The following is a 13,539-nucleotide window of genomic DNA, read 5'->3' as shown; positions in this document are numbered from 1 at the left end:
CGGCAAGAGGAAAGCAGCGGTCAGCGCCATTTGGCCAAAGGGAGTGTGACATGGCGCGGGAGCGGATTGTGATTTTGACAGGTGCCGGGATCTCGGCAGAAAGCGGGCTTGGCACCTTTCGGGACCAGGGCGGGCTTTGGGCCGAGCACCGTGTGGAAGATGTGGCCACACCCGAAGGCTTCGAGCGCGACCCCGAGCTTGTGCACTGGTTTTACAATATGCGCCGTGCGGAGGCGGCAAAAGCCGCGCCCAATGCGGCCCACACAGCGCTTGCCGCGCTTGAGCGCGCCCATGATGTGCTGATCGTCACCCAGAATGTAGACGCGCTGCACGAAGCGGGCGGTGCACAAAACGTGCTCCACATGCACGGCAGCCTCGCGCGCGCCAAATGCGCAACCTGCGCTGCCGAGTGGGACGCGCCCATGGTGATGACCGTGTCAGACCCCTGCCCCGTCTGCGCAGCACAGGCCACACGGCCCGATATCGTCTGGTTTGGCGAAATGCCCTACGGTCTGGACGAGATCAACGCAGCCCTCAGCACAGCCACGCTCTTTGCCGCCATCGGCACCAGCGGCAATGTCTACCCTGCAGCAGGGTTTGTCGCAGAGGCCAGCCGCCTCGGAGTTCGGACTGTGGAGATCAACCTTGCCCCCTCCGCAGGGGCCGCTCTCTTTGACGAAACCCGCATCGGCCCCGCCAGCACCACTGTTCCTGACTGGGTCGCTACGCTCACACAACGCTGAACTGCTCTGCCTTTCTTTTTGCCCCAAATATCCCGGGGGGAGATGCAAAACCGCAGGTTTTGCATCCGGGGGGCAGAGCCCCCCGCCGGGCGACGCGGCGAAGCCGCGGCGCAAAACCTCATAGCCTCACAGATCAGAAAAGGGCCACAGCCCGCTTTACACGCGCCATGGCCCTCCCTGTCACACACTTAGAGATATCAGCTGTCGCCGTCTTTCTTCATGTGGCCGTGATTGTGGCCCATGGAGCCGTGCATAGGCTTGCGCTCAAGGTCAACAGGCACGTCGACCACAACATCGCCGGCTTTTTCAAACGTGAGCGTCACGCTGACCATATCATCTTGGTCCATGGTGTCGTTGAGGCCCATGAACATCACGTGCTTGCCGCCGCGCTGCATCATGATCATCTCGCCAGCCGCCACGGGGAAGCCTTCTTCCACGTGGGTCATTTTCATGACCCCGTTTTCATCTTCGATATGGGTGTGCAGCTCGACGCGCTTGGCGATGTCGGAGCTTGCGCTGATCAGGCGGTCATCCTGGCCTGTGTGATTCTCGATCACAATGAAGGCCGCGCCCGCTTTGGCGCTCATGCCCGCCGCGCGGGCGTAGCTGTCTTTGACCATCATGCCTTCGGCAAAAGCTGGCATGGCAAGGGTGGCAGCGGCAACCGCCGCGAGGAGTGTTGATTTGAGAGACATGGCTCTACCTTTCTTCTGAGTGTTTTGAGTAAGACGTGAACAATCAGATAAAGGCAGGTGGCCCCCGCGCGCTGGCAGCAACGCTGCGCTGCGCCACAAGCCGCGCCAGCGCGCCAAAGCCTGACAGCGCAACTGTGCGCAAGATCGGCTCGGGTGTGCTCACAGGGGCGGTGATGTCGGCAAACAGCGCCAGCGCGCAGTCAGGGCAGATGTAGGGCGGGCCTGTCGGCTTGCCGTCGGCATCCACCAATATGCTCAGCGGGCCTGTGCCTGTGCAGAGCACAATCTCGCCCGCAGGCGAGGTCATGGCGCGCGCTTCGGCCATGGCTTGCCCTGTGAGGACAAGCACGGCCACAAGCAGAGCCGAACAATATGCGCGCAGTGTTTTCATACGCCCAGATGTAACGCCCTACCGGCAAGATACAAGAGGTCAAAATGAAACAGCCCCGCCAGAGGCGAGGCTGTTTTAATCTGTCTGAAATCAGAAGCTTACGCTGCGGCTGTTTGGGCCTTGGCGATTTCTTTTTTGACTTTCAGGGCACGAGCCGAGAGCTCTACGTCTTTGGCTTTTGCCAAGAACTTGTCCAGACCACCACGGTGATCGACCGAGCGCAGCGCGTGTGCTGAGATGCGCAGTTTGAACGCGCGGCCGAGCGTCTCGGACTGCAGCGTTACATCGTTGAGGTTTGGCAGGAAGCGACGACGCGTTTTGTTGTTCGCGTGGCTTACGTTGTTGCCAACCATCGGGCCTTTTCCGGTCAATTCGCAAACGCGTGACATGGGTTCATCCTCATCTTGTTCTGATGCCGCCAGTGTCCAGCGACCATACGAAGGGTGCCGAAAATCGGCTTCCCGTGAATTCTGTTTGCGCTCATTAGGCGGAATCGCCTGAGGCGTCAAGCCGATATGGCAGAAGCAGCTGCCAAATGTGGGTATATCTCTTATGGCGCGAGAAAGCCACCCGACTGGCGCGCCCAAAGATCGGCATAGAGTCCGCCTTGGGCGATGAGTGCGTCATGGCTGCCCTCTTCCACAATCTGCCCCGCGCGCATCACGATAATGCGGTCCATCGCCGCGATGGTCGAGAGGCGGTGGGCAATGGCCAGCACGGTTTTGCCCTCCATCACCCGTGTCAGGGCCATCTGGATAGAGGCCTCCACTTCGCTATCCAATGCGCTGGTCGCCTCGTCCAGCACAAGGATGGGCGCGTCTTTGAGAATGGCGCGCGCAAGCGCGATGCGCTGGCGCTGCCCGCCCGAGAGCTTGACGCCCCGTTCGCCCAGATGTGCCTCAAGCCCGCGTCGGCCCTGCCCGTCTTGCAGCGTCTCGATGAAGTCTGACGCCTCGGCCTTGGTGATCGCGGCGATCAGCGCCGCATCGGGGGCATCTTCGCGGCCATAGGTGATGTTGTCGCGCGCAGAGCGGTTGAAGAGCGCGGTTTCCTGCGTGACCATGCCAATGGCGCGGCGCAAGGACGGCTCTGTCACATCGGAGATGTCCTGACCATCAATCCGCAGCGCGCCTGTCTCGGGGTCATAGAGGCGCAGAAGCAGCGAGACGAGCGTGGACTTGCCCGCGCCCGAGGCGCCGACGATGCCGAGCTTTTCGCCGGCCTTGATGGTGAGGGAGATGTTTTGCACCCCGCCCACATCGCGGCCATAGGAGAAGGTGACATCGTCAAAGGTGATCTCGCCGCCGGGCACGCTCAGCTCGGCCTCGGCCCCTTTGCGCAGGCGTTTGGCGGGGGCGAGTGTGCGCATCCCGTCTTCCACCTCGCCAAGGTGCATGTAGATGGTCATGAGCACAAAGCTGATCCAGCCCGACATTTGCGCCAGACGGATCGAGACCGCGCCCGTGGCGGCGATATCACCGGGGGTGACGCCGCTGTCGCGCCACATAAGCGCTGCCCCAAGGAGCGCAACAGGCAACAGCCCCGCAATCAGGATCAGGCCGTAGCGAAAGACAGAGGACAGCTCGCCAAAATCAACTGCGCGGTGGCGCAGGGTTTCGAGCACATCGGCTGTGGCGGCTTCCTCGACCGCGTCACCCGCAAAGAGCTTGACCGTCTTGATATTGGTGATGGTGTCCACCACCTGCCCCGAGACCATGGCTTGCGCCGCCGCGCGCACTTTGGAGCGAGCCCGGATGCGCGGCAGAAAGAAGCGCAGGTAAGCGCCATACAGGAGGATCCAGCCAAAGAGGATTAGCAGGAGCCGCATGTCGATGGCCGCGACCAGAAGCGCCGAGCCGACCACAGAAGCCAGCGCAAAGAGAATCGCGTTGACTGTTTCGATCACCACTTCGGTGAGCGAGCGTGTGGCTTGCACCTGCTTTTGTGCAAGGCGGCCAGCGTAGTCGTCATCAAAGTAACCAACCGATTGGCCCAGCGTCCAGCGGTTGAGGCGGCCCAGAATTTGCTTGAAGAGGTTTGGCCCCAGCACAACCGACTGGAACGCCGCATTGAGGCCGAAAAACGCAGGCCGCAGCCCAACAAGCAGAAACGCCCCGAACAGGAGGAGCCAGATATGCTCGGACAAGGGCGCATCGGTGGCTGCGAGGTCAACGACCTCGCCGAGCACATACATAGAGAGCACTTCGGACGCACCAGACAGCGCCGAGATAAACCCCGCCAGCGCGATGACGGGCCAAGCCCCTGCGATACACCAGCGCGCAAAGGCCCAAAGCTCTGTGGGCGGCGCACCGCGCGCAGGGCGCTCGGGGTCAATCAGGCTGGCGGCGCGCCAGACAAGGCGGCTGTAGGCGGTGTCGGTCATCAGGGGGTATCCTCGGTGTCTTCATCGCCCAGAAAGCCGCCCGACTGGCGCGCCCAGAGGTCGGCGTAGACGCCGCCGTTGGCCAGCAGGTCGCTGTGGGCTCCGTCTTCGATGATGCGGCCTTTGTCGAGCACCACGATCCTGTCCATCTGGGCGATGGTGGACAGGCGGTGGGCGATGGCGATCACGGTTTTGCCCTCCATCATGCCATAGAGCGTGTCCTGAATTGCGGCCTCGACTTCGGAATCAAGCGCGCTTGTGGCTTCATCCAGCAGCAGGATCGGTGCATTCTTCAGGATCACCCGTGCGAGGGTGATGCGCTGGCGCTGCCCGCCCGAAAGCTTGACGCCGCGCTCGCCCACTTGCGCAGCCATGCCACGGCGGCCCTCAAGGTCTTCCAGCGTATCGATAAACTCGAGCGCCTCGGCCTCTTTGGCGGCTTGCCAGATTTCGGCATCGCTGGCCTCAAGGCGGCCATAGGCGATGTTTTCGCGCAGGGAGCGGTGCAGAAGAGAGCTGTCTTGCTGCACCATGCCGATCTGGCGGCGCAGGCTGTCCTGGGTGACGCGGGATATGTCTTGTCCGTCAATCAGGATGCGCCCTGCCTCGGCATCATAAAAGCGCAAAAGCAGCTTCACGAGCGTGGACTTGCCCGCCCCCGAGCGGCCCACGAGACCGACTTTTTCGCCAGCCTTGATGGTGAGGCTGACACCCTCAAGCCCGCCTGTGGCGCGCCCGTAGCGGTGGGTGAGGTTTTCCACACGGATCTCGCCCTTGCCGATGGTGAGCGCCTGGGCCTCGGGCGCGTCGACCAGATCAATCGGCTGGGCGATGGTTTCCATACCCTCGGCGACCACACCAAGCTGGCGGAAGAAGGAGGTGAGCGCCCACATGATCCAGCCTGTCATGGCGTTGAGGCGCAGCGTAAGAGCCGATGCCGCCGCAACCGCGCCAACACTGGCAAGGCCTTGCATCCAGAGATAGATCGCCCAACCGACGACACCGACGATCAGCACCCCGTTGAGGGCGACAAGGACAAAATCCATCGTGGTATAGATACGCATTTCCTCAACAAAGGTGCGGCGCGCTTCCTCGATCGCTTCGCGGGCGAAATTGATCTCGCCATCGTGGTGGGCAAACATTTTGACCGAGTGAATGTTGGTGTAGCTGTCCACCACCCGCCCTGTCACAGCGCTGCGGGCATCGGAGGCTTTTTGCGAGGCAGGGCCAACGCGCTTGAGTGTCCAGTGCATGAGCACAGCATAGCCCGCAAACCACGCCAGAAGCGGCACAACAAGGCGCGCATCTGCGCCATAGAGCATGAGTGCGGCCCCGACGACATAGGCCAGCGCAAAGGTCAGCGCGTCAAAGACCTGAAACACCGCCTCGCCCGCGGCGGGGGGTGTTTGCATGATGCGCCCTGCGATGCGGCCTGCAAAATCATTCTCGAACCAGCCGACCGACTGGCGCAAAACATGGTTGTGCGCGCGCCAGCGCACCAGCGTGCCAACATTGGGCAAGATCGTATTGTTGAGCAACAGCACATCCAGAAGCTGGATGAACGGGCGGATGAGCAGCACAAACAGCGCCAGCCAGATCAGAAAGCTGCCATGCTCGGCCCAGACTTGGGCGGGTGGGCCTGCGAGCAGATCAACGAGCCAGCCCATGTAGTAAATGAGCGCGATCTCGATCCCCGCGACAGCCACCGACAAAAGCCCTGCCGCCCAGAACACGCGCTTGAAGGGCTGTGTATAGCCCAGCATGAAGCGCCAGAGCGTCTTGGGGGGCACATCTTCGCGCGGGTAAGGGCCATAGGGGTCAACGAGGGTTTCGAAATAGGTGAAGATTTTTTTCATGTCTTATGACCTTGGAAAAGAAATAGGGCCGCACACGCGGGTGCGGGCTTATGAGTGTTCAGCCAGGGGCCAGGCGATCACCCGATCTTGTTCCAGATCCCGTAAAACATGCGTCCCTCCGTTCTTCACCTGTGAAGGGTAGCGGAGGCGCGCGGGAGTGTCACCCCTTTTGCACCTGTTTTCAGGTGGGCCAAAAAGGAACGCTAGGGCACAGGCGTATCAGTCGCAAATGGCTTTGAGCGCGGCCCAGTCTTCTGGCGACAAAACAGGGCGTGTGACAGCTTGGGCTGTGGCAAAGCTGCGGCTTTTGTCGGCGCGTGCTTGCGAGGGGGGATGGGTGCTCAGATAGCCCGGCAGGCTGCTGCCGCTGCCGCCCTCAAGGCTGAGAATATAGTCAAAGAAGCTGGCCAAGCCCTCGCTGCTCACGTCGGCCTTTGCCAGTGTCTCAAGGGCAAAGTCATCGGCCAGCCCTTCGGCCTCGCGGGTGTAGCTGCTGGAAATCAGGTGCTCAGTGACGAGCACCGCCAGCGCCCCGCCCGAAAAATCCCCCAGCACCATCGAGAGCAGGCCCGCAGAGCCCGCCGCGCGCAGCGCGCCGATGGTGGCATCGCGGTTTTCGACATGGCCGATCTCATGGGCCAGCACCCCTGCGACGGCCTCGGCGCTTGTGGCCTTGTCAAGAAGGCCCCGCACGATCACGATCTGGCCACCGGGGGCGGCGAAGGCATTGACCATCGGGTGATCAAAGACCTTGATGTCGAGCTCATACTCCATCTCGCGTGCCTCGGTGAGGCGGGTCTCCATCTTGGCGAGAGCTGCGAGGCCTTCGGGGCTATCGCACGCCAGCTCGCCCGTGCGCGCGCCCGAGAGAAACCACTCCATCTGGTTGACCACGGCCTGCCCGAACTGCACCTCGCGCTCGCGCGGCATGAGATAGGCAAGGCTTGTGGCCATGGCGGGCAAGATCACAAAGATCATCGCCAAGACAGCCACCACGGCCAGCGAGAGCTTGGTGAAAACGCTTACGCCTGTGCCTTTGTGAATGTCGCGGCGGCTCAGGTTGGGTGCTGCGAGGCGTAAGGCGGCGTTCATCGCGCCATCGCGGCAAGAGAGGCGCGCCTCGTGGTGCAGTGTTTCGTCTTCGCCCTCGATGTGGAGCGCAAAGGTCAGCCAGCCGCCTGCGGGCTGGTCGCGCAAGAGGCGCAGCTCGGCGAGCGGCCAGGCTTCGGGCTGCTCAAGCGCCTCTCCGTCAAAAAGGAGAAAACCCCGCGCCTCATCAAGGCGCAGGGTGACTTTGTGTTTGGCGGCGGATGAGCCGTCAAAGAAACTGCCATCCGCCTCCAGCATCATATGGCGCCACCGATATCGAGCGCATCGGCGAAGCCTTCGGCATCAACGCCTGTCTCTGTCGCGCGCTGCTGGATGTCATTGAGCGCCTCGGCATTGTGCACCGTGAACGAGGTGATGAAATGGGCAATGGTGGGCTGTGTGATAAAGATCAGCGCCATCGCACCCGAGAAGACGAGTGCGGCCACATAGCCAACCACAACAACCACGCCAACAAGCCCCATACCACCAAAGGGCATCATGCTCATAATCGCCCCGACAAGCAGCGAGCCGACAAGAACAAAGACACCCAAGGTCAGCGAGATCAGCACGCTGCCAATGATGTAGATCTTGATAACTTCGCCTGTGGTCGGCTCGGCTGTGAAGGTGATCTCACCGCCCAATGTGCGGTGGGCTGTCATGTAGCGGAAGCTGTGCACGCGGTAATAGACAAAGCCGGCAAGCAGCCAGATGTAGCCCACGATGGTGCCGATCACCATGAGAGCCTCATTGCCTGTTGCGCCACCGACACCAACCCCAAGAATGAGCACGACCAGACCGATGAAAACATGTTTCGCCGCGCCGTAAAGCTTGGTCCACTTGCCGCCCTGCTCAAACTTCGCATCGCCAAAGTAGCTGCGGTCGGCCATGTATTTCTCGAGCTTGAAGTTGGCGAGCGGGAAGAGCGCACCAACGGTCACAATGTTGAGCAAAGTGTAGCCAACCGCGCGCAGGGCAAAGCCCCATGCGCCTTTTTCCATCCCGAACCGCACACCGCGCCAGCGGGTGCGCGCCATTTTGTAACGCCGCGCGCGGTACATGGCATAAAAGATCAGCGGCATGAGCGCGAGAATGTTGATGTAGATGAGGGCGTTGAGCGCGAGCAGCCCTTGAGGTGTTGACGGATCAAACCCGTAGTTGAGGCCCGCAAAGAACAAGAGCATCTGAACGACGCCAAGGTAGATTGCCAGCGCCACCACAGCGACGAGGAAGCCGAGGAATTTCTCCAGGCCCGTGCCTGTATACTCAAACGCATCACCATCCCCCACAGTCGACGACCAGATGTATTTGCGGATGCGGGTTTTGCCCCAGAAGCGGTAAATGCCGAGCGTGACCAGCGTAAGCAGTGCGACGGTAACGGCGAGGGGAAACAGCTCACCGCGCGTGCCGCGATATTGGCCGTGAATGTCGTTGGAAGAGCTCATAAAATATCCTTACTGTCCAAAAAAACGGCTCTTTGCGGCCGCTACTTTCCCTAGCGTTATGCTGCGCGTGGCGCGCTCAAAGCAAGCGAAATAAGTGGGAGTTAGTCAAACTTCATGCTGCGCGGGAAGCCGTAGGGCGGGCGCTTGCCGATCCCTGCGCGCTTGCCGAGCCAGTCGGACAGATCGGTCTCGGTGCGGGTTTTGCCCCCGCCCATGGCCCAGCTCAGGCCCTCGGCCCAGGTGAATGTGGTGAGGTCTGACAAGCCGCCGTCAAGCTCAAGTGCGCCCTGCTTGCCGCGCGCCATGTTATACTTCTGCAAGCGCACGCCTTTGCCACGGCCCAGCTCGGGCAGCTCGGCCACGGGGAAGACAAGGAACTTGCCGTTCTGGCTGACGATGGCGACATGATCACCTGTCAGCGGCTTACAGATCATCGCGCGGGCTGCGTCTTTGACGTTGAGCACCTGCTTGCCTGTTTTGGTCTGGGCGATCACATCATCTTCAGGAACGACAAACCCGTTGCCTTCAGAGCTGGCCACCACAAGTTTACGGCCCTTTTGGTGCACGAAGAGCGAGACGATTTCGGCTTCATTGGGCAGATCAACCATCAGGCGCACAGGCTCGCCCATACCGCGCCCACCGGGCAGGTTGACGGCGCCAAGCGTGTAAAAGCGCCCGTTGGAGCCCATGAGCACGATCTTGTCTGTCGTTTCGGCATGAAAGGCAAAGCGCGGCGCGTCACCATCTTTGAACTTGAGCTCGCGGGTCAGGTCAATGTGGCCCGACATGGCGCGGATCCAGCCCATCTGGGAGCAGACAACCGTGATCGGCTCCTTCTCGATCATGGCTTCCAGCGGAACCTCTTCGACAACGCCCGCCTCGGCGAACATCGTGCGGCGCGCGCCGCCTTCGTAGTCTTTGCCAAAGGTTTTCTTGGCGTCTTTAAGCTGGTCGGAAATGGCCGACCATTGCAGATCTTCGCTGTCGAGCAGGTCTTCAAGGCCTGCGCGCTCTTCCATGAGCTTGTCGCGCTCGGCCACCAGCTCCATCTCTTCGAGCTTGCGCAAAGAGCGCAGGCGCATGTTGAGGATCGCGTCGGCCTGTGGCTCTGTCAGCCCGTCGGCGGCGCCTGCCTTGGGCGAGACATAGTCGCGCTCGTCGGTGGCGCGCACAAAGGTCTGGCCCCAGTCTTCGCGCATGAGCGCGGCCTTGGGCTCTTCATCATAGCGGATGATGTCGATCACGCGGTCAAGATTGAGGAAGGCAATGATGAAGCCTTCCAGCACTTCAAGGCGCGCATCGATCTTTTCCATGCGGTGCGTGGAGCGGCGGATGAGCACTTCGCGGCGGAAATCAAGGAAGGCGCGCAGCACTTCTTTCATGCTGCAGACTTTGGGTGTGACCCCGTCGATGAGCACGTTCATGTTCAGGCTGAAACGGGTCTCAAGATCGGAGTTGCGGAACATCATGTTCATCAAAACGTCAGGGTCGACATTTTTGGAACGGGGTTCCAGCACAAGGCGGATATCATCGGCGCTTTCATCGCGCACGTCGCCCAGAATCGGAATTTTCTTGAGCTGGATCAGCTCGGCGATTTTTTCGATCAGCTTGGACTTTTGCACCTGATAGGGAATTTCGGTGACAACGATCTGCCACTGGCCGCGGCCAAGGTCTTCGACCTCCCATTTGGAGCGCAGACGGAACGAGCCGCGCCCTGTGCGATAGGCTTGCGCAATATTTTCGCGCGGCTCAACGATGATCCCGCCTGTGGGGAAATCGGGGCCGGGCACGAAATTGAGCAAGGTGTCGTCGCGCGCATCGGGTGTTTTGATGAGATGCAAACAGGCATCGACCAGCTCGACAATATTGTGCGGCGGGATGTTGGTGGCCATGCCCACAGCGATCCCTGTGGAGCCGTTGGCCAACAGATGCGGGAACGTTGCTGGCAAAACCGCAGGCTCATCAAGCCGCCCGTCATAGTTCGGGCGGAAATCAACGGCGTTTTCGGCCAGCCCTTCGAGCATGCTTTCGGCCACAACCGTCATGCGCGCTTCTGTATAGCGGGCTGCAGCGGGGTTATCGCCATCAATGTTGCCAAAGTTGCCCTGACCGTCAACAAGCGGGTAGCGCACGTTGAAGTCCTGGGCGAGGCGCGCCATGGCGTCATAGATTGCGGCGTCACCGTGGGGGTGGAAATCCCCCATCGTGTCGCCCGAAATCTTGGCTGACTTGAGGAAGCCCCCTGTCGAGCTGAGGCGCAAGCGACTCATCGCATAAAGGATTCGGCGGTGAACCGGCTTCAGGCCGTCGCGGGCATCGGGCAGCGCGCGGTGCATAATTGTTGAGAGCGCATAGGTGAGATAGCGCTCGCCAATGGCGCGGCGCAGCGGCTCAAGGTACTCGACCTCGGGCGTATCTTCATCATCCAGCAAATCGCTCATGCTCCGTCTTTAGAGGCTTTCGCGGGCGGATTGAATCCCAAAATGCAACTTGACGTGGCATTTATACAAAACGGGGAAATTCCTGTGCAGATTCTCCCCAATTGGCATCGCGAATCGTGTAAGGTGCTGTCATGGGTGAGCGGTATTTTGCTTAGGGGGTTTCCACGGTATGTGGCGTTTTATTGTGACGACATTCGGTTTTTTGTTTTTGGCGTTTTATCAGTTGAGTGGCGGCGCAGACTACAGCCCCGCCGAAGGCTCACGCCAAGCGCTGGCTGCCGAGCGCGCTGTTGCGGCTGACCAAAAGCGCACCGCCCTTGCCCAATCCAAACCCAAAGAAATTGCCCCCACCCCTGTTGTGACAGCTGCCACTGACATTATCACGGGTGGCGATGCGATGGTGACACTGGCCTCGGCTCAGGGCAACGCGCTGCCCAAGCCCGATGTGGCCGCGCTGATCAGCCCGCCTGTTGACCTTGGCAAGGCTCAAGCCCTCACCGAGGTGGCCGCAGAAGAGCCGCAAGACGACATCCGCGAAGTCACGGGCAACCGTGTGAACCTGCGCCGTGGGCCGAGCACAAAGTTCAACCCCATCGCCAAGCTGACACGCGGCACAGAAGTGCGCGTCTTGTCGGAAGAAAACGGCTGGGTGAAGCTGCGCGTGCGCGACACAGGGCGCATCGGCTACATGGCCGACTTCCTTTTGACAGCCTCCAACTGAACCTTGCCTTGAGCAAGGGCGGCGCGTAAGCGGGCGATATGAGCAAATCAATCCTGATCACCGGCTGTTCTTCGGGGCTTGGCTATGACGCGGCACACGGGCTGGCCAAGCGTGGCTGGCGGGTGTTTGCGACCTGCCGCAGCGAAGAAGATTGCGCACGCCTGCGCGCCGAGGGGCTGGAAAGCTTCCAACTCGACTACACGTCGAGCGATAGCATCAAGGCCGCTGTCGCCGAAACGCTGGCACGCACGGGCGGCACGCTCGATGCGCTCTATAACAACGGTGCATTTGCCTTGCCCGGGGCTGTCGAAGACCTGCCGCGCGAGGGCCTGCGCGCCATATACGAGACCAACCTGTTTGGTGTCCATGAGCTGACCTGTGAGGTCATCCCTGTGATGCGCGCTCAGGGGCATGGGCGGATCATCAACTGCTCGTCGGTTTTGGGGCTTGTGCCGCTGCGCTGGCGCGGCGCTTACGCCAGCACCAAGTTTGCACTGGAAGGCCTGACAGACACGCTGCGCATCGAGATGCGCGACACGCCCATTCACATTATTACGGTCGAGCCCGGGCCCATCACATCGGATATCCGCCAGAACTCGATCGCGCCGTTTGAGCGCTTTATCAACTGGCAGGCCTCGCCGCGGCGGGCGCAATATGAGGCCAATCTGCTCTCGCGCCTGTATGAGAGCCGTGGGCCAGACCGCTTTGAGCTGCCGGCATCGGCTGTGACGCAAAAACTGATCCACGCGCTTGAGAGCGCGCGCCCCAAACCGCGTTATTTTGTCACCACCCCCACCTATCTGATGGCCGCCCTGCGGCGGCTTTTGCCCACGCGCACCCTTGACTGGCTGATCGCAAAGGGCTGAGAGCGCGGCATGGCGCGCCGCCTTGCGCGCCAGATTTCTACTCGCATTCTCTGCAAAAACCTCTAGATGGGATAAACGCCCAACCGAGGGAGGCATCTTATGGCCAACGATCCACTCTTCATTATCGCTGCGCTGGCATGTTTTGCTGTGCTGATCATTCTGGTGATCGGTGTTGGCGGATTTGCCAAGGGCGGTGATTTCAATCGCAAACATGCAAACCGACTGATGCGCTGGCGCATCGGCGCACAGTTTATTGCTGTGGCGCTGATCCTGCTGTTCGTCTGGCTGCGCCAAGGAGGCTAACACGATGGTTGTACTCAACAAAATCTACACACGCACCGGCGACAAGGGCGACACCGCTCTGGGCAATGGTATGCGCGTGGCCAAACACTCTGCGCGCGTGGCGGCCTATGGCACCTCTGATGAGCTCAACGCCACAATCGGCGTCGCGCGGCTTCATGCAACGGGCGAGATGGACGCCGCGCTTGCGCGCATCCAGAACGACCTGTTTGATCTGGGTGCAGACCTTTGCACGCCTGACATCGGCAAAGATGACGAAGCCGAGTACCCGCCCCTGCGGATGATCGAAGAGCAGATCAAGCGGCTGGAAGCCGAGATCGACGCGATGAACGCCGATCTGGAACCGCTGCGCAGCTTTATCTTGCCCGGGGGGTCTGCCCTTTCGGCGCATCTGCACATTTGCCGCACCGTCTCACGGCGCGCCGAGCGCAAGACGACCGAGCTGGCCTCGATCGAAGAGGTCAACGAATGGGCGGTGAAGTATCTCAACCGCCTGAGCGACTGGTTTTTCGTGGCGGCGCGCAGCATGAATGATGGCGGCAAAGCCGATGTGCTCTGGGTTCCGGGCGCCAACCGCTAAGAGCGGCACACACCGACAAAATGAACGCCTCG

13 protein-coding genes are annotated in these 13,539 nt (G+C 60.9%); 5 read left to right on the top strand and 8 right to left on the bottom strand.

The genetic code is table 11. The annotated features are described in order from the left end of the window. Positions 1-50 precede the first annotated feature (50 nt). Positions 51-743: an NAD-dependent deacylase gene (locus ACTG3X_RS00275; protein ID WP_439109217.1), complete on the top strand. Its 693-nt coding sequence runs from the start codon at positions 51-53 to the stop codon at positions 741-743. A 197-nt stretch (positions 744-940) separates the two neighbouring features. On the opposite strand, the gene ACTG3X_RS00270 is transcribed toward ACTG3X_RS00275, so the two are convergent. The 8 genes from ACTG3X_RS00270 to parC form a co-directional block, all read right to left on the bottom strand. Next, positions 941-1,438 carry a copper chaperone PCu(A)C gene (locus ACTG3X_RS00270; RefSeq protein ID WP_439109216.1) on the bottom strand — a complete coding sequence of 166 codons (498 nt, stop codon included), beginning with the start codon at positions 1,436-1,438 and terminating at the stop codon, positions 941-943. A 43-nt stretch (positions 1,439-1,481) separates the two neighbouring features. Then, positions 1,482-1,829 (bottom strand): hypothetical protein, encoded by a 348-nt coding sequence (locus tag ACTG3X_RS00265; RefSeq protein WP_439109215.1) that lies wholly within the window; start codon positions 1,827-1,829, stop codon positions 1,482-1,484. 98 nt (positions 1,830-1,927) lie between these two features. Further along, entirely contained in the window at positions 1,928-2,218 is a 291-nt protein-coding gene (rpmB, locus tag ACTG3X_RS00260; RefSeq protein WP_439109214.1) for a 50S ribosomal protein L28, read from the bottom strand. Positions 2,219-2,379: 161 nt separating this feature from the next. Next, entirely contained in the window at positions 2,380-4,212 is a 1,833-nt protein-coding gene (locus ACTG3X_RS00255) for an ABC transporter ATP-binding protein (RefSeq protein WP_439109213.1), read from the bottom strand. Then, positions 4,212-6,059, bottom strand: coding sequence for an ABC transporter ATP-binding protein (locus ACTG3X_RS00250; RefSeq protein ID WP_439109440.1), 1,848 nt, complete (start codon positions 6,057-6,059; stop codon positions 4,212-4,214). The genes ACTG3X_RS00255 and ACTG3X_RS00250 overlap by 1 nt, the downstream gene beginning before the upstream one ends. A 228-nt stretch (positions 6,060-6,287) precedes the next feature. Further along, positions 6,288-7,415 carry a M48 family metallopeptidase gene (locus ACTG3X_RS00245; protein ID WP_439109212.1) on the bottom strand — a complete coding sequence of 376 codons (1,128 nt, stop codon included), beginning with the start codon at positions 7,413-7,415 and terminating at the stop codon, positions 6,288-6,290. Further along, entirely contained in the window at positions 7,415-8,599 is a 1,185-nt protein-coding gene (locus tag ACTG3X_RS00240) for a YjgN family protein (RefSeq protein WP_439109211.1), read from the bottom strand. The genes ACTG3X_RS00245 and ACTG3X_RS00240 overlap by 1 nt, the downstream gene beginning before the upstream one ends. Before the next feature lie 101 nt (positions 8,600-8,700). Continuing rightward, complete coding sequence (gene parC, locus ACTG3X_RS00235; RefSeq protein WP_439109210.1) at positions 8,701-11,040, bottom strand: DNA topoisomerase IV subunit A; 2,340 nt, start codon at positions 11,038-11,040, stop codon at positions 8,701-8,703. A gap of 169 nt (positions 11,041-11,209) precedes the next feature. Here parC and ACTG3X_RS00230 point away from each other — a divergent pair, with 169 nt between their 5' ends. From ACTG3X_RS00230 to ACTG3X_RS00215, 4 genes are all read left to right on the top strand, one after another. Beyond that, a complete protein-coding gene (locus ACTG3X_RS00230) occupies positions 11,210-11,761 on the top strand; it encodes an SH3 domain-containing protein (RefSeq protein ID WP_439109209.1) in 552 nt (183 codons plus the stop codon). 38 nt (positions 11,762-11,799) lie between these two features. After that, entirely contained in the window at positions 11,800-12,627 is an 828-nt protein-coding gene (locus ACTG3X_RS00225; RefSeq protein WP_439109208.1) for an SDR family NAD(P)-dependent oxidoreductase, read from the top strand. 99 nt (positions 12,628-12,726) lie between these two features. Further along, entirely contained in the window at positions 12,727-12,930 is a 204-nt protein-coding gene (locus tag ACTG3X_RS00220; RefSeq protein WP_439109207.1) for a twin transmembrane helix small protein, read from the top strand. Between the two features lie 4 nt (positions 12,931-12,934). After that, the gene (locus tag ACTG3X_RS00215; protein ID WP_439109206.1) at positions 12,935-13,507 is read left to right on the top strand and encodes a cob(I)yrinic acid a,c-diamide adenosyltransferase; all 573 of its coding nucleotides are present in this window, start codon (positions 12,935-12,937) and stop codon (positions 13,505-13,507) included. Positions 13,508-13,539 lie beyond the last annotated feature (32 nt).

It is taken from the genome of Lentibacter sp. (assembly GCF_965658795.1).
Classification (GTDB): Bacteria; Pseudomonadota; Alphaproteobacteria; order Rhodobacterales; family Rhodobacteraceae; genus Lentibacter.
This window is presented reverse-complemented; position numbering and strand designations above follow the sequence as displayed.

Bases quoted from the DNA above. Each gene is read 5' to 3' on its own strand.
- ACTG3X_RS00275 (WP_439109217.1), top strand. From the start codon at position 51: ATGGCGCGGGAGCGGATTGTGATTTTGACAGGTGCCGGGATCTCGGCA.
- ACTG3X_RS00270 (WP_439109216.1), bottom strand. From the start codon at position 1,438: ATGTCTCTCAAATCAACACTCCTCGCGGCGGTTGCCGCTGCCACCCTT.
- ACTG3X_RS00265 (WP_439109215.1), bottom strand. From the start codon at position 1,829: ATGAAAACACTGCGCGCATATTGTTCGGCTCTGCTTGTGGCCGTGCTT.
- rpmB (WP_439109214.1), bottom strand. From the start codon at position 2,218: ATGTCACGCGTTTGCGAATTGACCGGAAAAGGCCCGATGGTTGGCAAC.
- ACTG3X_RS00255 (WP_439109213.1), bottom strand. From the start codon at position 4,212: ATGACCGACACCGCCTACAGCCGCCTTGTCTGGCGCGCCGCCAGCCTG.
- ACTG3X_RS00245 (WP_439109212.1), bottom strand. From the start codon at position 7,415: ATGCTGGAGGCGGATGGCAGTTTCTTTGACGGCTCATCCGCCGCCAAA.
- ACTG3X_RS00240 (WP_439109211.1), bottom strand. From the start codon at position 8,599: ATGAGCTCTTCCAACGACATTCACGGCCAATATCGCGGCACGCGCGGT.
- parC (WP_439109210.1), bottom strand. From the start codon at position 11,040: ATGAGCGATTTGCTGGATGATGAAGATACGCCCGAGGTCGAGTACCTT.
- ACTG3X_RS00230 (WP_439109209.1), top strand. From the start codon at position 11,210: ATGTGGCGTTTTATTGTGACGACATTCGGTTTTTTGTTTTTGGCGTTT.
- ACTG3X_RS00225 (WP_439109208.1), top strand. From the start codon at position 11,800: ATGAGCAAATCAATCCTGATCACCGGCTGTTCTTCGGGGCTTGGCTAT.
- ACTG3X_RS00220 (WP_439109207.1), top strand. From the start codon at position 12,727: ATGGCCAACGATCCACTCTTCATTATCGCTGCGCTGGCATGTTTTGCT.
- ACTG3X_RS00215 (WP_439109206.1), top strand. From the start codon at position 12,935: ATGGTTGTACTCAACAAAATCTACACACGCACCGGCGACAAGGGCGAC.